The organism is Streptomyces sp. NPDC051172 (assembly GCF_040682555.1).
Lineage (GTDB): Bacteria > Actinomycetota > Actinomycetes > Streptomycetales > Streptomycetaceae > Streptomyces.
Genome location: NZ_JBFBBE010000016.1, coordinates 58,966 through 85,560 on the forward strand (window position 1 = coordinate 58,966; position 26,595 = coordinate 85,560).

Below are 26,595 nucleotides of genomic sequence, written 5' to 3' on the forward strand. Positions count from 1 at the left end.
ATGAGCACGCTGTCCGGCGCCGAACCGCGCCCCGCCGGCGCACCGAGGATCATCGGGATCGTCTGGGGGCTGCTGATCCTCAACACGCTCGGCTCCGCCGGGGCGAAGACCATCGTCCCGCTGCCCCGCTCCCTCATCCAGATGGTCACGATGGGCGCCCTGGTCACCGCCTTCACCCTGGCGCTCGCGATCAACCTCCGGCTGCGGATCCGGCCCAGCGCCTACGTGCTCCTCCTCACTCTGCTGCTGGTGTCGAGCGTGATCTCCAGCGCGCACCTGGAGTCCGGGTTCGGCGCGCTCTTCCGCTGCTTCCGGCTGACGCTCTTCGTCGGCACCCTGTGGCTGCTGACTTGCTGGTGGAACGGCGGCCTGACGTTCGTCCGCCACCACATCCGGATGTACTTCGCGGTGCTCGGATCGGTGGCCGCGGGACTCGCCGTCTCACCGGGCGCCGCCCTGCCCGACCTCTACGGCGGACGCCTGGTCGGCGCGCTCTGGCCGCTCACCCCGCCGCAGATCGGACAGTACGCCGCGGTGATCATCGGGCTCACCGTGCTGCTCCTGCTGGGCCGCCGGACCGACAAGAAGAGCGCGGCGGTCGTCATCGTGCCGTCCCTCGTCCTGCTCGCGCTGACCCATACCCGTACGGCCACGCTCGGTCTGATCGTCGGGCTGGTGCTGGCGATCGGCTCGCTCCTGCTGACCAGCGCCGCCGCCCGGCGCTTCTTCACCTGGACGGTGCTGCTGGCCACGGTCGCCGCGGTGGGGTTCGCCTCCGTGCTCCAGTCGTGGTTCCTGCGCGGACAGAGCAAGGAGAACTTCTCCAGCCTCACCGGCCGCGCCAAGGTCTGGGACGCCCTGCTGGCCGCGCCCCGCTCGACCTCCGAGCAGCTGTTCGGCGTGGGCCTCGGCGACAAGTCGTTCGGCGGGCTGCCGATCGACAACAGCTGGCTGGCCGTCTACAACGAGCAGGGCCTGATCGGCGTGACGCTCGTCGCGGTGATCATCGTCGTGCTGGGCGGTGTCGCGTTGCTGCGGCCGCCGTCGCTGCAGAGGGCCTGCGCGATCTTCCTGATCAGCTACTGCGCGATGGCCTCGTACACCGAGGCCGGTCTCGGCGACGCCTCGCCGTATCTGCTGCATCTGGCCCTGGCCGCCTCGCTGCTGGCGGCACCGGCCGAGGCCACCGTCCTCTCGACGCCCGAAGTCCCCCGGCTTGCGACGCCGGAACTCCCCCGACAGCGCGTCCCGCGCTGGGCCCGCCGATCGGAGGCGACCTGAGCATGCACATCCTCGTGGTGCACAACCGCTACGCCTCGGCGCAGCCGAGCGGCGAGAACAAGGTCGTCGACCAGGAGGTGGAGCTGCTGCGCGCGGCCGGCCACCGGGTCGAGATGTTCGAGCGGCGCAGCGACGACATCGCCGCCATGTCCCTCCTTGCAAAGGCCGCGGTACCCCTGACGGTGCCGTGGAACCCGGCGGTGCGCACGGAGCTCGCCGTCAAGCTGCGCACCGAGCGCCCGGACGTGGTGCACGTCCACAACGTCTTCCCGCTCCTGTCGCCCGCGGTCCTCGCCGCCTGCGCCGACGCCGGCGTGCCCGCTGTGGCCACGCTGCACAACTACACCCAGGTCTGCCCGCCCGGCACCCTGCAGCGGGACGGTCGGCCGTGCACCGAGTGCGTCGGAAAGGCGGTGCCGCTGCCGGCCGTCCGGCACGGCTGCTACCGGAACTCCCGCCTCGCCACCGTGCCGCTCGCGGTCAGCCTGTCGGCCAACCGGCGGCGCTGGTGGTCCGGCGTGGAGCGGTTCTTCTGTATCTCCGCGGCGCAGCGCGACACCCTGGTGCGGTCCGGAATGCCGGCCGAGCGGCTGGCGGTGAAGCACAACTTCGTGCCCGACCCGGGCGAGGGCCGAGCGGGCGAGGGCGAGCATCTGCTCTATCTCGGCCGGCTCGCGGAGGCCAAGGGCGTACGGCTGCTCATGGCCGCGTGGGACGGGCTCGCGGCGAGCGGCGGTGTGGGCGTGCCGCTGGTGATCGCCGGCACCGGGCCGCTGGAGGCGGAGGTGACCGCCTGGGCGGCCGGCCGGGACGACGTGCGCTACGTCGGCCTGTACGACACGGCGGAGTGCCAGAAGGCGATCGCGCAGTCCGTCGCGGTGGTGGCTCCCTCGACGTGGCTGGAGGCGTTCGGCCTGGTGGTCGTGGAGGCGATGGCGGCGGGGGTCCCGGTCGTCGCGGCCGGGCACGGCGCCTTCGTCGAACTCGTCGAGGACGGCGTGACCGGGCTGCTGCACAAGCCGGGGGAGTCCGCCTCACTCGCGTCCTGCATACGCCGGGTCACGGCCGAGCCGGAGCAGAACCGGGAGATGGGCCGAGCGGCCCGCCTCCGTTACGAACAGGGTTTCAGCCCGGCGGTCGGCCTCGACCGCCTGGTTGAGGAGTACCGCACCGCGATCGCGGGGCGGTCAGCACAGACTCGCGGCGGGGGCACCCGCGCGAGCAGGGGGGATGGGAACAGCAGATGACACGATGCCGACTGTGCGGCTCGGAGGCGACGGCGAGCGTCGTCGACCTCGGGGCGACGCCCCCGTGCGAGAGCTTTCTCGCCGCGGACCAACTCGACCAGCCGGAACCGGCGTACCCGCTGCACCTGCGGGTCTGCACCGACTGCTGGCTGGCGCAGATCCCGCCGCTGATCACGCCGGAGGAGACCTTCAAGGAGTACGCGTACTTCTCCTCGTACTCGACCTCCTGGGTGGAGCACGCCCGGACGTTCGTCGCCGACGCGATGCAGCGGGTGGGGCTCGGCACCGAAGGCTCCGACGCCTTCGTGGTCGAGGTCGCCAGCAACGACGGGTACCTGCTGAAGCACGTGGTGGACCGCGGGATCCGCTGCCTGGGCATCGAACCGTCGGTGAACGTCGGCGCGGCGGCACGGGACAAGGGCGTGCCCACGCTCACCGAGTTCCTCAGCCCCGAAACCGGCGCGGCCGTCCGCGCAGAGCACGGCCCGGCAAACCTCGTCGTGGCCAACAACGTGTACGCGCACATACCCGACGTGGTCGGCTTCACCCAGGGGCTGCGCGCCCTGGTCGCCGACGACGGCTGGGTCTCCATCGAGGTGCAGCACCTGCTGACCCTGATCGAGGAGAACCAGTACGACACGATCTACCACGAGCACTTCCAGTACTACACGGTCGCCTCCGCGATCCAGGCGCTGGCGAGCGGCGGACTCGCGCTCGTGGACGTCGAGTTGCTGCCCACCCACGGCGGCTCCGTCCGGCTGTGGGCCCGGCCCGCCGAGGTGGCGGGCGAGCCGACCCAACGGGTGGCCGACGTACTGGCCAGGGAGAAGGCCGCCGGGCTGCAGGAGCTGTCCGGGTACACCGAGTTCTCCGCCCGGGTCGCCAAGGTGCGCCGGGACCTCCTCAAGTTCCTCATCGAGGCGGCCGAGCGCGGCGAGACGGTCGTCGGCTACGGCGCTCCCGGCAAGGGCAACACCCTGCTCAACCACTGCGGCATCCGCCCCGACCTGCTCGCGTACACGGTCGACGGCAACCCGTACAAGCACGGCAGGTTCACCCCGGGCACCCGCATCCCGATCCTCGCGCCCGAGCAGATCACCGTCGACAAACCGGACTACGTCCTCGTCCTCCCGTGGAACCTGCGGGCCGAGCTGACCGAGCAGCTGTCCTACGTGCACGAGTGGGGCGGCCGGCTGGTCTTTCCCATCCCGGAACTGAGCATTGTCGAGGCCGCGTCGGAAGAGGTCACAGCATGAAGGTCGTTCTGTTCTGCGGCGGTTACGGGATGCGGATGCGCAACGGAACCTCCGACGACGTGCCCAAGCCGATGGCGATGGTCGGCCCCAGGCCGCTGATCTGGCACGTCATGCGCTACTACGCGCACTTCGGGCACAAGGAGTTCATCCTGTGCCTCGGCTACGGCGCCCACCACATCAAGGACTTCTTCCTCAACTACGAGGAGACGACGTCCAACGACTTCGTGCTGCGGGGCGGGAAGACCGAGCTGCTGTCCACCGACATAGCCGACTGGACCATCACGTTCGCGCAGACCGGCATCGAGTCTCCGATCGGGGAGCGGCTGCGCCGGGTGCGCCACCACCTGGACGGCGACGAGATGTTCCTCGCCAACTACGCCGACGTGCTCACCGACGCCCCGCTGCCTCAGATGATCGACAACTTCGCCCGGCGCGACGCCGGTGCGTCGATGATGGTGGTGCCGCCCCAGTCCTCGTTCCACTGCGTGGACTTGGGCGAGGACGGTCTGGTGGGGGGCATCACCGCGGTGAGCGACATGCCGCTGTGGGAGAACGGCGGCTACTTCGTGCTGCGCCAGGAGGTCTTCGACCACATCCCGGAGAACGGTGACCTGGTCGCCGACGGCTGCGCCCAACTGGCCAAGCAGGGCCGCCTGGTGGCGCACCAGCACCGCGGTTTCTGGAAGCCGACCGACACCGTCAAGGAGCGGGCCGCGCTCGACGAGGCCTACGCCCGGGGCGACCGTCCGTGGGCCGTGTGGGAACGGGACAACGCCGGGGTGCACGCGTGATCCGCCTCGAAGCCGGGCGCCTGGACCGCATCGTCGCCGTGGGCGCGCACTGCGACGACATCGCCATCGGTGCCGGCGGCACGCTGCTCACGCTGTGCCAGGCGCGGCCGGGCCTCCGCGTCGACGCGCTGGTCCTCTCCGGCGGCGGCAGCGAGCGCGAGCAGGAGGAGCAGGCCGCGCTGGCCGCCTTCTGCCCGGGTGCCGACCTGCGGCTGACCGTGCACAAACTGCCGGACGGCCGGCTGCCCGTGCACTGGGACGAGGCCAAGGCCGCGGTGGAGGAACTGCGCGCGCAGACCGACCCGGATCTGATCCTGGCCCCGCGCACCGACGACGCCCACCAGGACCACCGCGGCCTGGCACAGCTGATACCGACCGCGTTCCGTGACCACCTGGTCCTCGGCTACGAGATCGTCAAATGGGACGGCGACCTCGGCCGGATGGCCGCGTACCAGCCGCTGTCGACGGAGATCGCCGAAGAAAAGGTGCGGCTGCTGCAGGAGCACTACGCCTCGCAGCGCCACCGGCCCTGGTACGACCGCGAAGCCTTCCTCGGGCTTGCACGGATCCGCGGCATCGAATGCCACGAGCGATACGCCGAGGCGTTCGCCGTCTCCAAACTCACGCTCAACCTGGGGGGTTGAACCATGCGCGTACTTCTTACCGGACACCAGGGCTACCTGGGCACCGTGATGGCCCCGGTCCTCGCGGCCGCCGGACACGAGGTCGTCGGCCTCGACTCCGGCCTGTTCGCCGACTCCGTACTCGGCGAGACACCCGCGGACCCGCAGGGGCACCGGGTGGACCTGCGCGACGTCACGGCCGAACACGTGGCCGGCGTGGACGCCGTCATCCATCTCGCCGCCCTGTCCAACGACCCGCTGGGCTCGCTGGCCCCGGAACTCACCTACGACATCAACCACCGTGCCTCCGTACGGCTGGCCCGGTTGGCCCGCGAGGCCGGAGTGCGGCGCTTCCTGTACGCGTCCACCTGCTCGGTCTACGGCGCCGCCGGCGGCGACGACCTGGTGGGCGAGGACGCCCCGCTGCGCCCGGTGACGCCGTACGCGGAGTCCAAGGTGCGGGTGGAGGACGACCTGCACGCACTGGCGGACGACGACTTCACCCCGGTGTACATGCGCAACGCCACCGCCTTCGGCTACTCGCCCCGGCTGCGCGCCGACATCGTGCTGAACAACCTGGTCGGCCACGCGCTGCTGTCCGGCGAGGTGCTGGTGCTCTCCGACGGCACCCCCTGGCGGCCGCTGGTGCACGCCGCCGACATCGCCCGCGCCTTCACGGCCGCCCTGACCGCGCCGCGCGAAGCGGTCCACGACCGGGCGTTCAACATCGGCAGCGAGACCAACAACGTCACGGTCGCCGAGATCGCCGAGCAGGTCGCCGAGGCGGTGCCCGGCGCGAAGGTGCGGATCACCGGGGAGAACGGGGCCGACCCGCGCTCCTACCGGGTCGACTTCTCCCGGTTCCGCGCCGCCGTCCCCGGCTTCGACATCGAGTGGTCGGTCAAGCGCGGCGCGCTCGAACTCGCCGACGCCTACGGGAAGTTCAAGCTGACCAAGGAGGACTTCGACCAGCGCTTCACCCGGCTCGCCGTGCTGCGCGCGGCGTCCGAGGCCGGCACCGTCGACGACACCCTGCGGTGGCGCCGATGACCCGTCCCGGCGAAGAGATGCACGCCCTGGTGGAGCGGATGTACCCGCTGTGCCGGAGCATCACCGGCGACGGTGTCCGCGCCACCCTGGACATCGTCGGCGAGTACCTGCCGCTGCAGGTGCACGAGGTGCCGACCGGGACCCAGGTGCTCGACTGGACGGTGCCGCAGGAGTGGAACATCCGCGACGCGTACATCGCCGACAGCGCCGGGAACCGGATCGTCGACTTCGCCGCGTCCAGCCTGCACGTGCTCGGCTACAGCGTGCCGGTGTCGGCGACCATGCCGCTGGCCGAGCTGCGGGAACACCTGCACACCCTGCCGGACCACCCGAGCTGGGTGCCGTACCGCACGAGTTACTACAAGCCGGAATGGGGCTTCTGCCTGGCGCAGGAGACCCTCGACGCGATGCCGGACGGCGAGTACGAGGTCCGCATCGACTCCACGCTCGCCGACGGCCACCTCACCTACGCCGAGCACGTGGTCCCCGGGCAGGTCTCCGACGAGGTGATCGTCTCCTGCCACGTCTGTCACCCTTCGCTGGCCAACGACAACCTGGCCGGCATCGCGGTGGCGACGTTCCTGGCCCGGGCGCTCGCGGAGGAAACGCCGTACTACACCTACCGGTTCATCTTCGCCCCCGGCACCATCGGGGCGATCACCTGGCTGGCCCGCAACGCGGAGCGGGTGGAGCGGGTCAAGCACGGCGTCGTGCTGGCCTGCGCCGGGGACCGGGGCCAGTTGACGTACAAGCAGAGCAGACGCGGCGACGCGGAGATCGACCGGGTGATGCGGCACGTCCTGACCGCATCCGAACGGCCGCACAGCGTCAACGAGTTCACTCCGTACGGCTACGACGAGCGGCAGTACTGCTCGCCCGGGTTCAACCTCGGCGTGGGCTCGCTCACCCGGACCCCGTACGCCGGTTACCCCGAGTATCACACCTCGGCGGACAACCTGGACTTCGTCTCCCCGGAGGCGATGGCGGACACCCTCGCGGTCTGCCGCGAGGCGTTCGCCGTCCTCGACCGCAACCGCAGCTACCTCAACCTCAGCCCCTACGGCGAACCACAGCTGGGCCGACGCGGGTTGTACGACGCGCTCGGCGGCCGCAGCGACACCAAGCAGGCCCAGATGGCCATGCTCTGGGTGCTCAACCTCTCCGACGGCGAGCACAGTCTGCTGGACGTCGCCGAGCGGTCCGGGCTGCCGTTCGACACCGTCGCCGCCGCCGCCGATGCCCTGCACGGCGCCGGGCTGATCAAGGCGTGACGCCGATGACCATGGAGGGGGAGAAGACGACGGCACCGGCCGGGTCCGCCAAGCGGGCCCTGGTCGGCCGGCTGTCCTGGGGGCTGGCCGACCAGGCGGCCTCCAGCGTGTCCAACTTCGCGGTGGGCATCTACGTGGCCCGCTCGCTGGGGGTGACCGCGTTCGGCGTGTTCAGCCTGGCCTGGGTGACCTACGGCGTGGTGCTCAACGTCTCCCGCGGCCTGTCCACCGACCCGCTCGTGGTGCGCTTCAGCGGCGTCTCGGACGTGTCCTGGCGCGGTGCGGTGGCCCGGTCGACGGGTACCGCACTCGGCGTCGGCACCGCCATGGGCGCGGTGTGTCTGCTGGCCGGGCTCGGTCTCGGCGGCCGGCTGGGGCCCGCGTTCGCCTGCCTCGGCGTCATGATGCCGGGCCTGCTGCTGCAGGACGCCTGGCGGTTCGGGTTCTTCGCCGCCGGCAACGGGCGCAAGGCGTTCGTCAACGACGTCGTGTGGGGCGTCGCGCTCGTCCCCGCCATGGTCGTCGCCGCCCATGTGGGCAGCGTGGCCGCCTTCGTGCTCGCCTGGGGTGCGTCCGCCGCCGTGGCCGCCGTCTACGGCTGCCTCCAGTCCGGCATCCGGCCCCGGATGGCCGAGGCACGCGGCTGGCTTCGCGAACAGCGCGATCTCGGCTACCGGTATCTGGTCGAGAACGTCAGCCTCAGCGGCGCCAGCCAGCTGCGGGCGTACGGGCTCGGCGCGATCGTCGGGGTCGGCGCGGTGGGTGCGGTGCGGGGCGCCGAACTCCTGATGGGCCCGTTCCTCGCCGTGCTGATGGGCCTATCGCTGGTGACCGTCCCGGAAGCGGCACGCGTGCTGCGCCAGGCCCCGCACCGCCTCGGCCCGTTCTGCCTCCGGCTGGGCGGCGGGCAGGCCGTCGCCGCGCTCCTGTGGGGCGGGGCCCTGCTGCTGATGCCCGACCGGCTCGGCGACCTCGCGCTCGGGGACGTCTGGCGCTCCTCCTCGCACCTCATCGTGGCGATCACCTTCAGTGTCGCGGGCGCGGGCCTCGGCACCGGGGCGGCGGCCGGGCTGCGCGCGCTCGGCGCGGCCCGGCGCAGCCTGCGCTGCCAGCTGTTCGCCTCCGCCTGCTATGTCGGCGGCGGGCTCGGCGGCGCTGCCGTGGCCGGCACGGTGGGCTCGGCCTGGGGTGTCGCCGCCGCGACCGTCAGCGGCTCGGCCGTGTGGTGGCTGCAACTGCGGTCGGCCCTGCGTGAGCGCGACCACAACTCCGTTCCCGAAGTGAGGACCTCATGACCGCCCAACCCAGGCTGAGCATCGGCCTGCCCGTGTACAACGGCGAGGAGTACCTCGCCGAGTCGCTCGACGCCCTGCTCGGGCAGACCTACGAGGACTTCGAGCTGGTCATCTCCGACAACGCCTCGACCGACGGAACCGAGGACATCTGCCGCAAGTACGCCGCTCAGGACTCCCGCATCAGATACATCCGGCTGCCCCGGAACGTCGGCGCCACACCGAACCACAACTACGTGTTCACCCAGTGCCGCGGCGAGCTGTTCAAGTGGGCCTCGCACGACGACCTCTACGCCCGCGACCTGCTGCGGCGCTGCATCGAGGCCCTCGACGAGCAGCCCGACGTGATCCTCGCGCACGCCGACCAGGCGGTCATCGACGGCGACGGCCAGGTGAGGGTGCCGTACGAGTACACGCTCGCCACCGACTCGCCGCACGCGCCGGAGCGCTTCCGGAGCCTGCTGTTCGAGCCGGGCGGCGACGACTTCTACGGGGTGATGCGGGCCGACATGCTGCGCCGGGTCAAGCCCCTCGACAGCTACCACCACGCGGACCGCACCTTCGTCGCCGAGATCACCCTGCACGGCCGCTTCCACCAGGTCCCGGAGCTGCTGTACTTCCGCCGCGACCACCCCAACCGCGCCGAGCGGGCGAACCCGTCCAAGCGCGCCCGGTGCGTCAACCTGGACCCGCGCCGGGCGGGCCGGCTGCACCCGACGCCCCGGCTGCTCGCCGAGTACATCTGGGGCTTCGCCGCGGCGATCCGCCGGGCCCCGTTGTCCCCGGCCGACCGGCGCGAGTGCTACCGCCACATGGGCGCCTGGATGACCAGCCGGGTCCGGCCCGGCGCCGGCGAGCGGGTGGAGGACCGCGCCCCGGTCGACCCGGCCGCTCTCACCGTCTCCGTCGACGCCCTCGTCGCGGGCCGCGAGGGGCGGCGGTCATGAAGACGTCGACACGCGTGGGCGTGTTCGGTCTCCTCGGCTCCGGCAACCTCGGTAACGACGGCTCGCTGGAGGCCGTCCTCGGATATCTGCGCACCGAGCACCCGGACGCGGTCGTGGACGCCCTGTGCGGCGGACCCGAGGCCGTGACGACCCGGTTCGGGATCCCCGCCACGCGGCTGCACTGGAACCGCGCCGAGTACCGGACCGCGTCACGTGTGGGCTCGATTGCGTCGAAGGGCCTGGGCAAGCTCGTCGACGTCTTCCGCACCGCCGCCTGGGTGCGCCGGCACGACGTGGTGATCGTGCCGGGCATGGGCGTCCTGGAGGCCACGCTGCCGCTGCGGCCGTGGGGCTTCCCGTACTCGCTGTTCCTGCTCTGTGCGAGCGGCCGGCTGCTCGGCACCCGGGTGGCGTTGGTCAGTGTCGGCGCCGCCGAGATCCGCAGCCGGCCGACACGGGCCCTGGTGCGCTGGTCGGGGCGGCTGGCCGCGTACCGGTCGTACCGGGACGCCCAGAGCCGTGACGCGATGCGGGCGATGGGCGTGGACACCGCACGCGACGAGGTCTACCCGGACCTCGCGTTCTCCCTGCCGACGCCGTCGGCGGGCGCGCCCTCGGGCTCGCCGGGCACGGTCTGCCTCGGCGTCATGGACTTCCACGGCGGAAACGACGACCGCGCCCGGGCCGACGAGATCTACCGGCGCTACCTCGACGGGACGATCCGGTTCGTCCGCGCGCTGGTGGAGGAGGGCAGGCCCATCCGGCTGCTCACCGGCGACCAGTGCGATGTGGCCGTGGTCGAGGCGATCCTCGACGCGGTGGACTCGCCGCTGGTCACTGCTGCCGAGCCGGCGTCACTGGCCGACCTGATGAAGGAGATGGCAGCTGCCGACACCGTGGTCGCGGTCCGCTATCACAATCTGATCTGCGCGCTGAAGACCGGCACCCCGGTGCTCGCCCTCAGCTATGCGGCCAAGAGCGACGCGCTCATGGACCGGATGGGCCTCGGTGCTTTCTGCCACCCGGCCCGCGAGGTCGACGCCGACCGGCTGCTCGAACAGTTCCGGACGCTGGAGAAGCGATCGACTGAGCTGCGACAGGTCCTCGCCGAGCGGAACCAGGCTGCCGCGCGGCAACTGGAGCACCAGTTCGCCGCCTTGAACGCGGTCCTGTTCCCGGCGGCCGGCCGGCCCCACACCCTGCGGAAGGCTCCATGAAAGCGACCCAAGTCCCCGAGATCACCGGCGCGTACCTGTTCGAGCCGACGCCGTACGCCGACGAACGCGGCTTCTTCAGCCGCACCTTCGACGCCGACGTGGTCAGCTCGGTGGGCCTCGACCCGAACGCCTTCGTCCAGGACAGCGTGTCCCGCTCGGTCCGGGGCGTCCTGCGCGGCCTGCACCTGCGCTCCGGCGCCGGCGAGGCCAAGCTGGTGCGCTGCTCGTACGGGGAGATCTTCGACGTCGTCGTGGACCTGCGCCCGGACTCACCGACGTACCGCAACTGGGCCTCTTTCGAACTGTCCGGCGAGACGCAGAAGACCCTGTACATCCCGGCTGGGTGTGCTCACGGCTTCCAGGCTCTTACCGAAATCGCCGACACCTCTTACCGTATCGATCGTCAGCACGATCCGTCCGAGGACGTGACGATCGCCTTCGACGACCCGGAACTCGCCATTCCCTGGCCGCTGCCGGTCACGTCGATGTCCCAGCGGGACCGTGAGGCGCTGAGCCTCGCCGAGCTCCTCAAGCACCAGGAAGGGTGAAGTCGGTTGACCGCCGAACACACCGAAGCGACCCCGGAGTTCGCTCTGCCCCGGTCACGGGCGGCGAACGAGCGCCTGCACGCCATGATCCCCGGAGGCGCGCACACCTACGCCAAGGGCGACGACCAGTACCCCGAGAATCTGGCCCCCGTCATCAGCCACGGCCGCGGCGCCCATGTGTGGGACGTCGACGGCAACCGCTACATCGAGTACGGCTCCGGCCTGCGTTCGGTCAGCCTCGGTCACGCCCACCCACGCGTGACCGAAGCGGTGCGGCGGGAGATCGACCGCGGCAGCAACTTCGTCCGGCCCTCCATGGTGGAGGTCGAGGCCGCGGAGCGCTTCCTGGCCACGGTGCCCACCGCCGAGATGGTGAAGTTCGCGAAGAACGGCTCCGACGCCACCACCGCAGCGGTGCGCCTCGCCCGCGCCGCCACCGGCCGCCCGCGGGTGGCCCTCTGCGCCGACCATCCGTTCTTCTCCACCGACGACTGGTTCATCGGCACCACACCGATGTCCGCCGGCATTCCGGAGGCGACGAACGAGCTCACCGTGGCGTTCCCCTACGGGGACCTGGCGGCCACGGAGGAGCTGCTCACCCGGTACCAGGACGAGGTCGCCTGTCTGATCCTCGAAGCCGCCACCCAGACCGAGCCGCCGCCCGGATACCTGGAGGGCCTGCGCGAACTGGCCGACCGGCACGGCTGCGTGCTGATCTTCGACGAGATGATCACCGGCTTCCGCTGGTCCGAGGCGGGCGCCCAGGGCCTGTACGGCGTCGTCCCTGACCTCTCCACCTTCGGCAAGGCACTGGGCAACGGGTTCGCCGTCTCCGCGCTGGCCGGGCGCCGCGAGCTGATGGAGCGGGGCGGGCTGCGGCACTCCGGCGAGCGGGTGTTCCTGCTGTCCACCACGCACGGTGCGGAAACGCACTCGCTGGCCGCCGCGATGGCCGTGCAGAGCATCTACGCCGAAGAGGGCGTCACCGCGCGGCTGCACAGGCTCGGCGAGCGGTTGGCGGCCGGGGTCCGCGAGGCCGCGGCCGGCATGGGCGTCGGCGAGCACATCGTCGTCCGGGGCCGGGCCAGCAACCTGGTCTTCGCCACGCTCGACGGGAACGGGCAGCCGTCGCAGGAGTACCGCACCCTGTTCCTGCGCCGGCTCCTCGAGGGCGGGGTGCTCGCCCCGTCGTTCGTGGTGAGCAGCGCGCTCAGCGACGAGGACATCGACCACACCGTCGATGTGGTGGCCCAGGCCTGTGCGGTGTACCGGAAGGCGTTGGACGCCGGTGACCCCACACCCTGGCTGGCCGGACGACCCGTGAAGCCGGTGTTCCGCCGCTTGGCGTGACGTCAGCGACGCTCCAGCCGGCCGGCGTCGGCCGTGCGAACGGCCCGCCGGTCGGCCGCACGGTCGACCAGCCAGGCGGCCGCCGGTACCACCGCGAGTGCGGTGCACCAGCCGCCGAGGGCATCGGTCGGGTAGTGCGCCCCCAGGGCGACCTCCGCCCACCCCATCGCGGCGCCGGCCACCAGCGCCGCCGCGAGCACGAGTGACAGGCCCGCCGCTCTGCCGAGGCCGAGCCGGCCGGTCGCGGGCAGCGCCGCCGTGAGGGCGAGCGCGGTGAAGAAGGCGGTGTGCCCGCTCGGGTAGGACAGATTGTCGGCACCGTGGATGGTGCGTCCCACCACGTGCTTGAGCAGCGTCGCCGTCCCCACGGTCAGGCCGACACCGGCCACGACGAGCACCGCGACGCGAGGACGCCGAAGCAGCAGACACCCCGCCACCGCGGCCAGGATCACCATCACCGATCCGGCGGGCTCCCCCAGGAAGTCCAGGGTCAGAGCGACATACCGCCACGGCGGCCGTACGCTGTCCGCCGTCGGCTTGATGATCCACCGGTCCACCCTGCCGGGCTCGCCGTGACCGGCGTACAAGACCCCGATCGCGGTGACCACCAGCACGGCGAGAACCGCGATCAGCCCGAGCAACGGGCGCAACGACCAGGGCAGTACGGCAGGCGCCGGCCGGCCGGTCACACGCACACCGCGGCCGGTCGGCCTGCGCCGACTTCCGGGCCCGCTCCTGCCAGGCGATCCAACGCGAGCCCCCCGTCGTGTCCGATTCTCCTCCAGCGATCATAAGCGCCGCGTGGACACCCGTTCTGAGCCCTTTACGACTCCTGGGGATAGTTGGTCAGGTTGGCCACGTTGGTGCTGGAGTTGGACGGGCCGCCCGTGTTGTTGATGACGTGGCTGATGGTGCCGGTGCCGCCGAGGGAGACCGTCACCATGCTGGTGAAGCGGACGCCCGAATTGTTCGGCGCCTCGATGGCGTGCGCGGCCACGACACCGGGGTTGACGTTGAAGTAGCAGTAGCTGCCGAGGCCGTACGCCTGGTGGCTGGTGACCGAGTCGGCGACCTTGTAGGCGGCGTAGCCCTGGGTGGAGCCGTTCATCCAGGCCGCCTGATTCGGCGGGTCGTACGGCATCTCGTTCTGGAAGAAGTACGTGCGGCCGCCGTTGCCGGTCCAGACGGTCTGGTACTTCTGGAAGTGCTCGACGAACAGGCCGTACATCGTCACGTTGTCACCGTTGACGATCATTCCGGTGTCCGCGGTGTTGCTGGTCCAGCCGACGCCGCTGCCGTGGTCGGCGCGCCAGATCCACATGTGGTCGCCGATGACGTTGTCGCTGTTGACGATCAGGCCGGTGGTCACCTTGCCGACGCCAGCGCCGCCGACGCGGAAGTAGACGTCGTGCAGGGAGGTCGGGTCGGCCGTGTGGGAGGCGGCGGAGCCGTTGGGTCCGACCTCCAGGAGGGAGGGCGAGTTGGTGGTGCCGGCGTCGAAGAGCAGGCCCGCGATCTTCACACCGTCGACATCGGCGACCTTCATGGCGGTGATGCCGTTGTCGGGGACGAAGGTGGCCAGGCCCAGACCGAGGACGACCGTGTCGGCGCGGTTGATCTGAAGGGTCTGGTCGAGGTGGTAGACGCCGGGGGTGACCAGGAGGTTCTTGCCCGCCGCGAGAGCGGAGTCGATCTGCGAGGCGGTGGCGCCCGGCTTGACGACGTAGAAGGAGTCCAGCGAGAGCGAGGAGCCCGAGATGCCGCCCGCCCAGCTGGTGCCCGAGGAGTTGGACCGCAGGGACGGCACGAACACCTGGTAGGCGCCGTTGGCGTCGACGTACAGGAACGGCTTCTCGCGGGAGACCGGGCTCTGGGCGACCGTCGTGTAGGGCGGGTTGGGGAAGCTGGTGGCGGGGACTCCCGTGCTGCCGGTGAAGACCATGTTCCAGTTGGAGCCGGTCCAGCTGCCCAGCTGGGAGTTACGGGTCAGCCACTGCTGCTGGGTGCCCGAGTCGACCTGACCGTCGATCTTGCTGTCGGCGATGAGTCCACCGCTGGACCAGCCGCCGTCGTCCAGGGCGAGGTTGCCGCGCAGGTGCATCCGGCGGTACGGCGCCGCCTGCGAGACCGCCCAGCGGTCGCTGCCGCCGGTGGGGTTGACCGACAGGTTCTCGGCACCGCGCCAGAAGTTCTGGGTGGCGTTGCCCTGGAACCAGTCGGCCTCGGCGTGCACGGCGCCATTGACGGTCACCGCGTCGGGGGACAGGCCGAGGCCCAGCACCTGCGTGTAGAAGCCGACGTTGACGTCGGCGCTGTAGGCGCCCGGCTTGAACAGCACGGCGTAGCGCTGGGAGCCGAACTGGTTGGTCTCCTGCTGCTGGAAGATCGAGTCGAGCCTGCTCTGGATCGTCGAGGACGACATCGACGGGTCGAAGACGACCACGTTCGGGCCCAGATCGGGGTTGGCGGCCGACTGGGTCACGGGTGCGACCTGGAAGCGCTGGGCCGCGGTGCCGTTGCAGGTGTACTGCGCGAACTGCACGCTGTCGGCGGTCGAGGCCCCGGGGTCGTCGAGGCACTTGCCGCTGTTGCGGTTGACGAAGTGGTAGGCGCCGCCGCCCTCGTCCACCGGCAGCCACTGCTGGTTGGCGCCGCCGCCGTAGGCCCACAGGTGGACCACTGCGTTGTCGGCCGTGGAGACGTCGGCGACGTCCGCGACCTGGTTGGTGTCGTTGGCGTTGTTGATCCGGACGTATCCGTCGCTCGTGGCGGTGAAGCTCCACTGCTGTGCGATGGTGCCGTTGCACGAGTACTGCTGCACGACGGTGCCGTTGGCGGTGGCGGCCGCCTTGGCGTCCAGGCACCGGCCGCTCGCGGCGTTCATCACGGTCGCGAAGCCGGTGGGCAGGGCCGTGGCCGCGGCCTGCGCGGGGGCGCCGGTGAGCAGGCCGGCGGACAGGGTCAGAGCGGTGACCGCCAAGGCGGCGGATAGGGGGAGCCGTCTGGGTCTGGGCATGACGGGGCGCCCTTTCGTGGGGGGTGGGTACCCGCGCTGCGTTCACCATGTGAACGGGCCGGTATGCGCGCGGGGTTGGGGTCGCTCGGTGAAACTAAAGGTACGGACCACTTCCGTCAAGGTGTGAAGTAAGAGCTGAGGAAAGGAATTTGCCGAGGACGGTCAGCTGCGCAGGAGCCGCAGATCGATGGCGTCCGACATGGCCTTCATGCCCGCGTCGTCGGGGTGGATGTGGTCGCCGGAGTCGTACGCCGGGTCGAGGGCGGTCGGGTTCGCGGGGTCGCGCATGGTCCGGTCGAAGTCGATGACTCCGTCGAAGGCGTTGCCGGCGCGGATCCACCGGTTGACGCTCTGGCGGATCGCCTCGGCGGCGGGCGTGTAGTAGCCGTTGCCCTCGTCGGGCATCAGGGTCGCGCCGATGACGTGGACATGGGCGGCGTGTGCCTGGTCGATCAGGGTGCGGTAGCCGGCGATGAGGTCCTGGGCGGTGAGCGGTCGGCCGTCGGGGCCGGCGTTGTTGCCTATGTCGTTGATGCCTTCGAAGAGGATGACGTCCTTGACGCCGGGCCGGCCGAGGGCATCGTGGCGGAAGCGTTTGAGGGCGCTGACGCCTTGCCACGGGTTCGGGACGTCGGTGAGGACGCGGTTGCCCCCGATGCCGGCGTCGACGACGCTCAGCCTCTGCGGGCCCGGTCCGGCGCCGAGCCGGCGTGCCAGGAAGTCGGGCCAGCGGGTGTAGGTGCCGGTCGAGGAGTGGTAGCCGTCGGTGATGGAGTCGCCGAAGGCAACGACGGTGCCTCTTGCGGTCGATGACAGAACGTCGAGACCCGCCAGGTAGTACCACGAGGTCGTGGTGGTGCCGAACGCGGCGGCGCCGTCGTCACCCGTGTGGTTCCCGGAGGCGATGTAGGAGGTGTCGAAGGCGTCGGAGTGCCAGGTCGACATGCCTGTCGCACCGGGGACGTAGAGGCTGACGAGCAGGTTCTCGCCGGCGCGGACCGGGATCGGGACGACGTCACTGACCGCCTCCTCGCCGGCCGGGATCGTGAGGTGGCGGGAGCCGGCGAAGGTGACGTTGCGGATGGTCCCGCGCGTCCCCTCACCGCCGTCGGCCTGGACGGCCACGTCCACCTCGCCGACATCGAGCGCGGCGCTGCCGTACCGGTTGGACAGGGTGACGCGTGCGCCCGAGCCCGCGACGCTGCTGTGCACCACCATCCGGATGGTCCGGTTGTCGAAGGACGGGCCGCCGGTCGTCATGCCGGGCGACCAGGCACTGACCATGGTCGCCTTGCCCTGCGACGCGGAGGTGGCCGCGCCTGCCACGGTGGCGGTGCTCAACGGAACGACCGTGAGCGCCATGCCGGTCAGTGCGCCGCACACGGACAGCAATGATCTGCGGCGCGGTCGCCGTCCCGCCGCTCTTCCCTCTGCAGAGGACATCGTCGTTCTCTCCGCTCTTGTCGTGGTCTCATCGGTGGGTGGGGGCGGACCGGACTCAGCCGAAGTTGCTCAGCGTGATGGACGCTCCGGGCTTGAGGCTGATCTTCCGAGAGGTGCTGCCCGCGAAGACGGTCGTGTCGCGGCCGCCGACGCTCCTCAGCGTCAGCTGTGTGACCTTGCCGCCTCGCCACTTGAGGTCGGCGACGAAGCCGCCGCGGACACCGACGCCGGACACCGAGCCCGATGCCGCCCAGGCGGCGGGCAGGGCGGGCAGCAACTCGACGTGACCCGGCCGCGAATAGACCAGCATTTCGAGCATCGCGGAGGGGGTGCCGAAGTTCGCGTCGATCTGGAAGATGCCTCGGCCGCCTCCCATGTCCATGATGTCGAAGAGGTTCGACGCGCTGCCGTTGCTGCCGTTCACGGACGGCTTCAGGTTGTTGACGACCAGCTGGTAGGCCTTCTCCGCGTTCTTCAGCCGGGCCCAGCACAGGCTGCGCCAGGCGTTGGACCAGCCGTAGCTGTTCATTCCGCGGGCGGTCAGCAGGGCCGTCGCGCCGGCGAGGATGTCTTTCGGCGTGGAGTCGTCCGGACGGATCCGGTCGCCGGGGAAGAGCCCGAACAGCGGGGAGAGATGACGGTGCGTGGTCTCGCCGAGGTTGTCGGGCGACATCCACTCCTCCAGCCAGCCGGTCGTCGGGCTGACCACCGGCAGGTACAGGCGTTCACGCAGGCCGTCGACGGTCGTGCCGTAGGCGAGGTCCTTGCCGAGTACGCGGGTGGCGGTCCGGTAGTTGCCGAAGAGGTTCCACACCGCTTCCTGGGCGTAGGTGATGCCCTTGGCGTCCTGCGGGCCCTGTTCGGGCGACCAGTCGCTGTCGTCGACGAGGACCTCGCGTGAGGCTCCCGAGGCGTCGGTGACGGTCGTCGTGATGAGGCGGGCCTCCCAGAACTCCACGGCGCCCTTGAGGAGGGGATAGATCCTTTCGAGGTAGGCGCAGTCCTGAGTGAACTCGTAGTGCTCGAACAGGTTCTGGCAGAGCCAGGCATTGCCGGCCGGGTGCCACCACCAACCGCTGCCGCCGTAAGGGTTGGTGGAGAAGGCCACCGACCAACCTGCGACCTTTCCAGTGGAGTTGCGGAACCTGTTGGTCGAGGTGTTGAACAGTCGCCGGGTGACGTCCGTCCACGAGGGCAGCTGCGCGAGGCAGTAGTCCGCGAAGGCGTCGAAGCAGTCCGACAGGCCTGTCCGGTCGGCCATCCAGTAGTTCATCTGGACGTTGATGTCGGTGTGGTAGTCGCCCATCCAGTCCGGGGCGTTGCCGTCCAGCCACGGACCCTGCAGGCCCATCGGCAGGCTGCCCCGCGAGCCGGAGATCATCAGATAGCGGCCGAACTGCAGGTAGGCCGCCTCGAGTTCGGGGTCGGGGACGTCGTCCCGGTAGCGGGCCTGTATCCGCTGCCAGGTGTCCAGCCTGCGCTGGGTGGTGGACGACGTGCCGAGGTCGATGTCCTGCTGCTCGAACACCGGGCGGAAGTCGGCGACATGGGTGTACAGCAGAGTGCTCGCGGAGTGGCCGGCGGCGGCCAGGACCTTGGTCCGCGCCAGGCCCTGAGGGTCCACGGACGGGTCGCGGAATCCGGCGGCCGCGTCAGGGGCGTAGTTGGTGCCGCCGCTGACCACGACGGTCAGGTCCTTGCAGTTGCGGAACGAGATCGACGTACCGTCGACGGCGACCGAGCCGGTGCTGCTGTGGGCCGTGACGGCGGCGCCGTACTTCAACCCATTGGCGAAGGCAGCACCGAACGAGGCATGGCGCCCTGCCCGGTTCGCCGTGGTGGTCTCGCCATGGCTGCCGGCGAGGGTGACGGTGCCGGTGTAACTGCCGCCGCCCTGCTGGGAGAAGTACAGGACGATGACGTCGTCGGGGCGACTGGCGAAGACCTGCCGCCGGTAGGTGACGCCGGACAGGTCGTACGAGGCGCTGATGAAGCCCTGGGCCAGGTCGAGGGTACGACGGTAGTTGTCGACCGAGCCCAGGTCGTGCGCGGGGATGTCGACGGTGAGCTCGGCCAGCAGGGTCAGGGAGCCGAAGTCGTCGCGGCCGTAGGGGAATTGGCCGTCGTCCTGCAGGGTGTCGTTGCGGCCGCCGGTCCACAGGGTGGAGTCGGTGATCGTCAGCAGTTCGGCGGCGGGATCATTGCTCGCGAGCGCTCCGAGGCGCCCGTTGCCGACCGGCAGACCCTGCTGGATCATCGAGGTGGGGGAACCTGGGGCCCGCCACCACAACTGGTTCTTCGCGGCGGCGGTCGGGGACAGCAAGGGGGAGGAAGCGGGCCGGAGGGGGGCCGCCGAGGCGGTGAAGGCGGGCAGACCGCCGAGGGCGGTGACCGCGCCGGCCGTGGAGGCGAGTGTCAGGAAGCGTCTGCGGCTCGGGTGGTTGTCGGATGGCTCGGGGTGCTGAGTGTCCACGTTGTGCACTCCATGTCCGGGGGGAACGGCGCATGCGGGAACGACGGACAGGGGCCGTCGGAAGGCGGACTGATCAGGACGGGAGGTTGATCAGGCGGACTTGGGTACGTCGATCCGGTCGATGTCGGGGGAGTAGTCCCAGCCGCTGTCGAACGTGATCGTGTTGGAGCCCGCCTTCAGGGCCAACTGGACGCTGACGGTCTCGACCGTGCTCCAGTCGCCGGTGGAGGGGAACTTCAGGCTGGTGCCGTGGCCGCTGTTGGAGTAGACGCTCACCGAGCGGGCATCGCCGCTGACATAGGCGACATTGACGGTGTAGATGCCGTCCTTCTTCACCGTGATGTCGTTGAACTGCAGCTTGCTGTCGAGGTAGAGGTTGCCGACCTTCTTGCCGCCGGAGCAGGCGTCGCACGAGGCGACGGACGCGTTCCCGGTCAGGGTGTTGTTGCCGGACTCGGCCTCGTAGCGGTTGGTCGCGAGAGGAGCGCCGCCGGGCTTGACCGTGAACAGCCGGGAGCCGTGCGCGGGCAACGTCGAGGTGATCCGGTTCTTGTACGTGCCGAGGTCCTGGTGGTTCCACAGGTCGCGCACGGCGGCTGCGCCGGTGAAGCCGAACGACGCCCAGTCCGCGGTGACGGCGGCCGGCGAGTCGCCGAGGTTGAACAGCGCGACGGTGTACGTGCCGTCGGGGTTCCTGGTTCCCCAGACCTGCTGGTCGCCCATCGGGGTGACGGGACGTGCGACGGGCGAGGTGTTCTGGTCCACGGCTATGACCTCCTCGTTGGTGAGCAGGGAGAGACCGTAGCTGTCGAGTCGGGTGAGGTCGTCACCGGTGAACAAAGGCGACTTGTCGATGGCCCACAGCGTCATGTAGCTCTGCCGCTCGGCCTTGGTGAGGCCGTCCATCGCGCCGTTGCCGACGTCGACCGCGTCGAGGTCGTTCCAGCCGCCGGGGCCTGCCTCGCGGCTCCACGCGGGGGCGTCGTTCCACCGGTCGTTGACCGAGTTCTCCCAGGTGACCAGGGTGTTGCAGTAGCACTCCACGTCGGTGTCGATGCGCCATCCGTCGGAGTACTTCTTCCAGTCCGCGGCGTGGGAGATGTCGAGCGACCAGGACAGCTCCAGGTGGATCGGCCGCCCGGTGTCGACGATGGCCCGGTGCCAGGCGGCGACGTCCGCCACGTTGTTGTGGTTGTCACCGGACTTGGACGAACCGGGGCCCACCCCGTCGAGCTTGAGGAAGTCGTAGCCCCAGCCCGCGAGCAACTGCGCCTGCGAGTCGATGTACTTCTGCGCGCAGGGGTTGTCGAAGTCCAACTTGTAGGCGCTGTCCCAGCCGTTGGTGGTGCGCAGGTCCGGGTAGACGACGTCCGCGGTGGTACAGCCCGGGGCGTCGTGGACCGGCACCCTGCCGTCGCCGTACGCCCCCTTCTCCAGGCCGACGGGCAGATAGACACCGGCCTTGAGGCCCTTGGCGTGGATGTGGTCGGCGACCGACTTCATGCCGTGCGGGAAGCGCACCGGGTCGGGGGTCTGCCGGCCGTACTGGTCGAACTCGGAGGTCCAGTTCTTGTCCATCCACCAGCCGGCGTCGATGTTGACGTGGTCGTAGCCGTACTTCTTCAGCGTGGTGGCCAGGGCGTCCGCCTGCTTCAGTACGTTCGCCTCGGTGAGGTAGCTGTAGTTGCCGTCCGGGTTCAGGCCCGGGTACTGGGAGGACTGCATGCTCCAGCTGGACCAGCCCATGTACGGCTTGGCCGCTGGGCCGGCGTCCGCTGCGGATGGAGCCGAACCGGCCGACGTGGTCGCGGACTTGGAGGCGCCGGACGTGGCCTGAGCGGCGGCGGCCGGGAACGCGGTGCCGAGCCCGGCCGTGACGGCCAGGACCAGCACGGTTCTGAGGGAACGGCGCGTGAAGCCGGGGAGGGCTCTGGAGGGGGATGAGGGCATGGCTCGCCTCCTGCTTGTGCGGTGAGTGGAGTGGTGCGGCGGTACCGGGTGGGGGCGGGGGCGTCGGTGAGATCTGGGTCAGGGGAGGTCGGCGCCCGCGGCGGGCTGCGGGCTGCGGCTCTGCAGCGTCATGGCTGCTCCTCGTACGTGTCCGACCCCATGAAGGACTGGATCGCGGTGGCCGCGGCCCCGCGCGCCCACTCCTCGAAGGGCAGCGGACGTGTCATCACGTCACACTGCGAAGCGGTACCGAAGGCGGAGGCGGCGAACGCGTCCCGGATGCCTTCGGCGAAAAGGTCGTATGCGGCCAGGCCCTCCCCGGAGATGACCACGCGTTCGGGACCGAGGAGGTTCACCAGGGAGGCAATGGCCTTGCCGATGGCTTCGCCGGCCTGTGCATAGACCGCTCGGGCCCCGGGGTCTCCGCCGCGGGCCAGGCCCAACGCCTCGGCCGGTTCGGTGAGTTGCCTGCCCGTGGCCGCGCTCACCGCGCGAAGAATCGCGGGGTCCGCCGCGATCGCCTCCACACACCCGCGGTTGCCGCAGTGGCAGAGCGGACCCCTCGGGTCGAGGGACAGATGCCCGATCTCGCCGGCCACGCCGTGCGCGCCCGACACCACCCGGCCGTGCACCACCAGGCCGCAGCCGACGCCGGCGCCCACGGTCACCAGGGCGAAGTCCGAGAGTCCGACTCCGGCCCCGAACCAGTGCTCGGCGACCGTGAGCGCCCGCACGTCGTTGTCGACCGTGACCGGCAGCTCGGTAGCGGTCCCGGCGAGCTCTGCGAGCGGTACGTCACGCCACTCAAGGAAAGGCGAGTAGCGAACCAGACCGTCCGTGCGGTCCACGTCCCCCGAGATCGCGATGCCCAGCCCCCGTACCTGCACACCGAATCCGACGGCCTCGACGAGCAACTCCTGTACCAGCGCGGTGATGGCGGACAGCACAGCCTGCGGCTTTCGGCCCGTGAGGGCCACGTGCCGGGAGACCCGGATACGGCAGCACAGGTCGGCCAGCACGGCGATGATCTCGTCGCCGGTCACCTTCACGCCGATGAACAGCGCCCTTCCCGCGTCCACCGACACCAGGTTGGCCGGACGCCCCACCGCGGGCCGCGCCTCTTCGTCCGCGCCCTCGACAAGATAGCCGAGCTCCATCAGCGGCCGGACCGCCTTGGTGACCGCGGCCGGAGAGAGCTTGGTGCGCCGCCCCACCTCCGCCCGGGTGAGCGGACCGTGGGAGAGCAGCGTGGTGAACACCAGGGAGGCGGCCGGAGTCAGGGTGTGGACCGACTCGCGGGCGAAGGTCGGGCGCATGGCCGGAAACCTAAGGTCGAATCTTTTCCGCTGTCAATAAAAAAACCACACTTGCTCTGAGGCCTGGCGGAAACGGAACTGAGTCGATGAAAGCCTGGGATGCCCACTTTCAGGTCATGGAATCGAAGGTGTAGACGTCGAGCTCGTCGTGTCGGGGGCAGGACGTTGTACATCCAGGTGTCACCCGTCAGTATGGTTACGTGAATCACGCCTTTCCGTGCGGGACGCTTCCTCTGGACTTCGTCGGCACGTTGCGCGCGCGACGCAACGGCGAACCGCTCGAGAAACTCGCAACCCCCGAACTGCTCGACGACTGGTTCCTGGAGTCCGGGATGCTCGATCTGGCACCCGGCGCGAGCGAGACCGACCTCTCCGTCGCGGTGGAGCTGCGTGAGGCGGTCTACGCCCTGGTGGCGGCCCGGATCGAGCGGCGGCCGCTGCCTGCCGAGGCGGTCGCCGAGGTGAACCTGCAGGCATCGGGTCTCCCCTTGACCGTGCGGCTGGGCCCCGATGGTGCGACCCGTACCGGCACGGCTGGCCAAGGACTCGCCGCCCTCGCCCGCGAGGCCGTCGAGATGATCGGCGGCGCAGAAGCCGCGCTGTTGCGCGAGTGTTCCCGTCCCGAGTGCACCCAGGTCTACCTCGACCGCTCAAGAGGCCACCGACGGGAGTGGTGCGCCATGCGAACCTGCGGCAACCGGGTCAAGGCCGCCGCCTACCGGGCACGCCGGCACGGCGCGACGACAGCGGAGGCATAGACGGAACCGCGGAAACCCTCCGGCCAGTCCTCGACCTCCCCTTCAGGCACCGGAACAACGCAAACGCTGCCTGCCGCGGCGCTGACACTCCGCGCCGGACGTCAGCCCGCGGGAGTGTTGTAGTTGACGATCCCCTCCACCATGAGGGCGACCGCACCGGCCAGCGGGTTGGCCGTCCCCATGCACACGACGTCGGGCAGCTTGTGCGCCTCGCTCTCGGTGACCGCCACCATGCCCCAGAACGCGTTGAAGCCCGAGGGATCCGCCGGCTTGTCGGTGGCCGCCCCCACGGTCAGGACCCCTCCCACCTCGGTCACGGCCAACGCGCCCATCTGCCGCAGCGTGTCGTGATCCCGTTCCTCGGCGGCCACCACACTCCAGTCCGCGACCTCCAGCCGCCGGAAGGCGTCAAGGAGCTTGCCCGGTGTGTCCGAGCCTGTGACAACGATGTCGGGCAGCACGAGGGCCACCGGCCCCCGTGTCAGCGGCAGGGCGGACCGGATCGCCCCGTCGAGACCGGGTCCGAACGACTCCGCCTGGTAGACGAAGGCCATCTGGAAGATGTCGGCATAGCGAGCGAGATGACTCACCGTGTCGAGCTTGTGCGGCCCGAACACGACGACCAGGCGTACATGGAGTCCGCTCTTGGCGAGTTCGACGACGGCTTCCAGGCTGCGGTCCAGCACCGTGACCCCGGGAGCCAGACAGTGCAGCTCCTTCGGGTAGGGCGCACCGAAGCGTGTTCCGTGTCCGGCGCAGGGCAGGATGACCGAAACATCGGGTACGGGTGTGAACGAACTCTGCATCGCGTAGCACTCCGATTATGAGGATGAGGGGGCCTTGCACACCGCGCCGAGCACAGGCTGCCCAGATCCGGCCACCACTGAACCTCCCGTCCCACGCGCACCGTTGGCACCGGGACGGTCGTTTCCCGTAGCTCCCGAAGGCCCAAGTCCGCTGCGACATGGCCGAGTTCACCTGGGCGACCGAGCGGGACGGCCGTCGGCCGCCCGGGCCGACACGCGGCCTACACTGCTGCCGATCATTCCCGGCGACCGACACATCGCCACCGCCGACCAGCATCCTGAGCCTGGGCGGAAACGGCAGAAACGCATGCAAGAACCGACGAAAGAGGATGCTGAATGCGGGTGCTGTTGTCCACATACGGGACACGTGGCGACGTCGAACCGCTGGTGGCACTCGCGGTGCGGCTACGGGCGCTCGGCGCGGCGGTGCGGATGTGCGCCCCGCCGGACGAGGAGTTCGCCAAGCGGCTCGCAGGTATCGGCGTGCAGTGGGTGCCGGTAGGGCCACCGGTCAGGGAGTTGATGCGTGGGAAGACCCTGCCCTCGGCGGCGGAACTGGCCCGCTACCGCAACGAGTTGGTCGAGACGCAGTTCGACGCCTTCCCCGGGGCGTTCGACGGATGTGACGTGGTGGTGGCGGCGGGCCTGGGACAGGTCGCGGCGCGTTCCGTGGCCGAGGCCGCTGGTATCCCCTACGTGTACGTGAGCTATGCGGCGGTCCACCTGCCGTCACCGCACCACGCGCCGCCGCCCCGGCCGGGCTGGCCGGAACCCGAGGCCGCCGACAACCGGACCCTCTGGGAGTTCGATGCCCAGAACGTCGACGCACAGTTCGGTGAGGCACTCAACCGTCACCGGGCAGCGCTCGGTCTGCCGCTGGTGAACAATGTGCGCGATCACATCCTCACCGACCGTCCCTGGCTGGCCGCGGACCAGGTCCTGGGGCCGTGGCGGGAGACCCCCGGCCCTGACGTCGTGCAGACGGGCGCATGGACCCTCCCGGACGAACGCCCCCTCCCGGCGGACTTGGCGGGGTTCCTGGACGCGGGCAGCCCGCCGGTCTATGTGGGCTTCGGCAGCATGTCCCCGGCCGAAGGCATCGGCGGTATGGCCGTCGATGCGATCCGCGCACAGGGTCACCGCGTGCTCGTGTCCCGTGGCTGGGCGGACCTCGATCTCCTCGACGACGGGGACGACTGCTTCGCCATCGGTGAGGCCAACCATCAGAACCTGTTCCGCAGGGTGGCCGCCGTGGTCCACCACGGCGGCGCGGGTACGACGCTGACGGCGGCCCGGGCGGGCGTGCCGCAGGTGGTCATACCTCTCCAGCTGTCCGACAACCCGTACTGGGCCGGCCGGGTGGCGGCTCTGGACCTCGGTGCGGCCCTCGACGCTCGGGCCACGACCGCCGAATCCCTGGGCGTCGCACTCAAGACCGCGCTGTCGCCCGAGACCCGGGCGCGTGCGAAGTCCCTGGGAGCCCGGCTCCGTACCGATGGAGCGGAGGTGGCCGCGCACCGGCTGCTCGACGAGTCGCGGTGAACGGCGCCGGCTTGTAGTACGCGGGCCGGTCCGGGCGCAGGGCCCCGTGCGGGGCGAACCCGTCCGGGGCTACGGCATGGGGAGGGCGGCGGCACCGCGGTTGATCACCCTGCCGCGGCTGGCGTCCGGGCTCATGGACGACGGCGTGTACGTGGTACGCCGTCCCTGACGGAGAAGGCGCACCACGACCGGAGTGGACCATTGGTCCCGCGTGGTCCACTACGTGTGGATGGACCCTTGATGTCGCATGCCGAATGTAAACAGGATTCCGCAATTGAATGGGTGTGGCACTGGTCACAGTTGACCGCTCAATCGGAGCGCATTTAGCATCATCGCAAATGAGCCACCGTGCCAGGCGGTCGAATAAATACGAGCGTCCATAACCTTCGCTTTGCGCACACTTCGGGAATTCACTCAA

General features: G+C 70.2%; 21 protein-coding genes. 14 read left to right on the forward strand and 7 right to left on the reverse strand.

What is annotated here, in order from left to right:
- From AB0N07_RS12570 to AB0N07_RS12625, 12 genes are read left to right on the forward strand one after another with little or no spacing between them, the layout of a single operon-like run.
- On the forward strand, positions 1–1,281 hold the full coding sequence (locus AB0N07_RS12570; RefSeq protein WP_365834215.1) for an O-antigen ligase domain-containing protein: 1,281 nt from the start codon (positions 1–3) through the stop codon (positions 1,279–1,281).
- Between the two features lie 2 nt (positions 1,282–1,283).
- On the forward strand, positions 1,284–2,528 hold the full coding sequence (locus AB0N07_RS12575) for a glycosyltransferase (protein WP_365834216.1): 1,245 nt from the start codon (positions 1,284–1,286) through the stop codon (positions 2,526–2,528).
- Positions 2,525–3,784, forward strand: a complete 1,260-nt coding sequence (locus AB0N07_RS12580; protein WP_365834217.1) for a class I SAM-dependent methyltransferase — start codon at positions 2,525–2,527, stop codon at positions 3,782–3,784. The genes AB0N07_RS12575 and AB0N07_RS12580 overlap by 4 nt, the downstream gene beginning before the upstream one ends.
- A complete protein-coding gene (locus AB0N07_RS12585) occupies positions 3,781–4,575 on the forward strand; it encodes a glucose-1-phosphate cytidylyltransferase (RefSeq protein WP_365834218.1) in 795 nt (264 codons plus the stop codon). The genes AB0N07_RS12580 and AB0N07_RS12585 overlap by 4 nt, the downstream gene beginning before the upstream one ends.
- A complete protein-coding gene (locus tag AB0N07_RS12590; protein WP_365834219.1) occupies positions 4,572–5,219 on the forward strand; it encodes a PIG-L deacetylase family protein in 648 nt (215 codons plus the stop codon). The genes AB0N07_RS12585 and AB0N07_RS12590 overlap by 4 nt, the downstream gene beginning before the upstream one ends.
- A gap of 3 nt (positions 5,220–5,222) precedes the next feature.
- Positions 5,223–6,248, forward strand: coding sequence for an SDR family oxidoreductase (locus AB0N07_RS12595; protein ID WP_365834220.1), 1,026 nt, complete (start codon positions 5,223–5,225; stop codon positions 6,246–6,248).
- Positions 6,236–7,519 (forward strand): DUF4910 domain-containing protein, encoded by a 1,284-nt coding sequence (locus tag AB0N07_RS12600; protein ID WP_365834221.1) that lies wholly within the window; start codon positions 6,236–6,238, stop codon positions 7,517–7,519. The genes AB0N07_RS12595 and AB0N07_RS12600 overlap by 13 nt, the downstream gene beginning before the upstream one ends.
- Positions 7,520–7,524: 5 nt before the next feature.
- On the forward strand, positions 7,525–8,814 hold the full coding sequence (locus tag AB0N07_RS12605) for a hypothetical protein (protein ID WP_365834222.1): 1,290 nt from the start codon (positions 7,525–7,527) through the stop codon (positions 8,812–8,814).
- Entirely contained in the window at positions 8,811–9,758 is a 948-nt protein-coding gene (locus AB0N07_RS12610) for a glycosyltransferase family 2 protein (RefSeq protein ID WP_365834223.1), read from the forward strand. Before AB0N07_RS12605 ends, AB0N07_RS12610 begins: the two co-directional genes overlap by 4 nt.
- On the forward strand, positions 9,755–10,975 hold the full coding sequence (locus AB0N07_RS12615; RefSeq protein WP_365834224.1) for a polysaccharide pyruvyl transferase family protein: 1,221 nt from the start codon (positions 9,755–9,757) through the stop codon (positions 10,973–10,975). The genes AB0N07_RS12610 and AB0N07_RS12615 overlap by 4 nt, the downstream gene beginning before the upstream one ends.
- A complete protein-coding gene (gene rfbC / locus AB0N07_RS12620) occupies positions 10,972–11,523 on the forward strand; it encodes a dTDP-4-dehydrorhamnose 3,5-epimerase (RefSeq protein ID WP_365834225.1) in 552 nt (183 codons plus the stop codon). The genes AB0N07_RS12615 and rfbC overlap by 4 nt, the downstream gene beginning before the upstream one ends.
- A 6-nt stretch (positions 11,524–11,529) precedes the next feature.
- Entirely contained in the window at positions 11,530–12,873 is a 1,344-nt protein-coding gene (locus AB0N07_RS12625; protein WP_365834226.1) for a glutamate-1-semialdehyde 2,1-aminomutase, read from the forward strand.
- 2 nt (positions 12,874–12,875) lie between these two features.
- On the opposite strand, the gene AB0N07_RS12630 is transcribed toward AB0N07_RS12625, so the two are convergent.
- From AB0N07_RS12630 to AB0N07_RS12655, 6 genes are all read right to left on the reverse strand, one after another.
- Complete coding sequence (locus AB0N07_RS12630) at positions 12,876–13,562, reverse strand: phosphatase PAP2 family protein (protein ID WP_365834227.1); 687 nt, start codon at positions 13,560–13,562, stop codon at positions 12,876–12,878.
- Between the two features lie 134 nt (positions 13,563–13,696).
- Positions 13,697–15,889, reverse strand: coding sequence for an RICIN domain-containing protein (locus AB0N07_RS12635; protein WP_365834228.1), 2,193 nt, complete (start codon positions 15,887–15,889; stop codon positions 13,697–13,699).
- A gap of 162 nt (positions 15,890–16,051) precedes the next feature.
- Positions 16,052–17,230 (reverse strand): SGNH/GDSL hydrolase family protein, encoded by a 1,179-nt coding sequence (locus tag AB0N07_RS12640; protein WP_365834229.1) that lies wholly within the window; start codon positions 17,228–17,230, stop codon positions 16,052–16,054.
- 157 nt (positions 17,231–17,387) lie between these two features.
- Positions 17,388–19,805, reverse strand: a complete 2,418-nt coding sequence (locus tag AB0N07_RS12645; protein WP_365834230.1) for a glycoside hydrolase N-terminal domain-containing protein — start codon at positions 19,803–19,805, stop codon at positions 17,388–17,390.
- A 90-nt stretch (positions 19,806–19,895) separates the two neighbouring features.
- A complete protein-coding gene (locus tag AB0N07_RS12650) occupies positions 19,896–21,755 on the reverse strand; it encodes a carbohydrate-binding protein (protein WP_365834231.1) in 1,860 nt (619 codons plus the stop codon).
- A 128-nt stretch (positions 21,756–21,883) separates the two neighbouring features.
- Entirely contained in the window at positions 21,884–23,071 is a 1,188-nt protein-coding gene (locus AB0N07_RS12655) for an ROK family transcriptional regulator (RefSeq protein WP_365834232.1), read from the reverse strand.
- A 200-nt stretch (positions 23,072–23,271) separates the two neighbouring features.
- On the opposite strand from AB0N07_RS12655, the gene AB0N07_RS12660 reads away from it, so the two are divergent.
- Positions 23,272–23,829, forward strand: coding sequence for an ABATE domain-containing protein (locus tag AB0N07_RS12660; RefSeq protein WP_365834233.1), 558 nt, complete (start codon positions 23,272–23,274; stop codon positions 23,827–23,829).
- 101 nt (positions 23,830–23,930) lie between these two features.
- Here AB0N07_RS12660 and AB0N07_RS12665 read toward each other — a convergent pair whose 3' ends face one another.
- Positions 23,931–24,635 (reverse strand): hypothetical protein, encoded by a 705-nt coding sequence (locus tag AB0N07_RS12665; protein WP_365834234.1) that lies wholly within the window; start codon positions 24,633–24,635, stop codon positions 23,931–23,933.
- Positions 24,636–24,971: 336 nt separating this feature from the next.
- Between AB0N07_RS12665 and AB0N07_RS12670 the strand changes: the two genes are divergently transcribed.
- Positions 24,972–26,177, forward strand: a complete 1,206-nt coding sequence (locus tag AB0N07_RS12670) for a glycosyltransferase (protein ID WP_365834235.1) — start codon at positions 24,972–24,974, stop codon at positions 26,175–26,177.
- The last annotated feature ends 418 nt before the right edge of the window (positions 26,178–26,595 follow it).

Excerpts from the sequence above, each read along its gene's own strand:
- AB0N07_RS12570 (WP_365834215.1), top strand. The coding sequence starts at position 1 with ATGAGCACGCTGTCCGGCGCCGAACCGCGCCCCGCCGGCGCACCGAGG.
- AB0N07_RS12575 (WP_365834216.1), top strand. The coding sequence starts at position 1,284 with ATGCACATCCTCGTGGTGCACAACCGCTACGCCTCGGCGCAGCCGAGC.
- AB0N07_RS12580 (WP_365834217.1), top strand. The coding sequence starts at position 2,525 with ATGACACGATGCCGACTGTGCGGCTCGGAGGCGACGGCGAGCGTCGTC.
- AB0N07_RS12585 (WP_365834218.1), top strand. The coding sequence starts at position 3,781 with ATGAAGGTCGTTCTGTTCTGCGGCGGTTACGGGATGCGGATGCGCAAC.
- AB0N07_RS12595 (WP_365834220.1), top strand. The coding sequence starts at position 5,223 with ATGCGCGTACTTCTTACCGGACACCAGGGCTACCTGGGCACCGTGATG.
- AB0N07_RS12605 (WP_365834222.1), top strand. The coding sequence starts at position 7,525 with ATGACCATGGAGGGGGAGAAGACGACGGCACCGGCCGGGTCCGCCAAG.
- AB0N07_RS12610 (WP_365834223.1), top strand. The coding sequence starts at position 8,811 with ATGACCGCCCAACCCAGGCTGAGCATCGGCCTGCCCGTGTACAACGGC.
- AB0N07_RS12615 (WP_365834224.1), top strand. The coding sequence starts at position 9,755 with ATGAAGACGTCGACACGCGTGGGCGTGTTCGGTCTCCTCGGCTCCGGC.
- rfbC (WP_365834225.1), top strand. The coding sequence starts at position 10,972 with ATGAAAGCGACCCAAGTCCCCGAGATCACCGGCGCGTACCTGTTCGAG.
- AB0N07_RS12635 (WP_365834228.1), bottom strand. The coding sequence starts at position 15,889 with ATGCCCAGACCCAGACGGCTCCCCCTATCCGCCGCCTTGGCGGTCACC.
- AB0N07_RS12650 (WP_365834231.1), bottom strand. The coding sequence starts at position 21,755 with ATGCCCTCATCCCCCTCCAGAGCCCTCCCCGGCTTCACGCGCCGTTCC.
- AB0N07_RS12655 (WP_365834232.1), bottom strand. The coding sequence starts at position 23,071 with ATGCGCCCGACCTTCGCCCGCGAGTCGGTCCACACCCTGACTCCGGCC.
- AB0N07_RS12665 (WP_365834234.1), bottom strand. The coding sequence starts at position 24,635 with ATGCAGAGTTCGTTCACACCCGTACCCGATGTTTCGGTCATCCTGCCC.
- AB0N07_RS12670 (WP_365834235.1), top strand. The coding sequence starts at position 24,972 with ATGCGGGTGCTGTTGTCCACATACGGGACACGTGGCGACGTCGAACCG.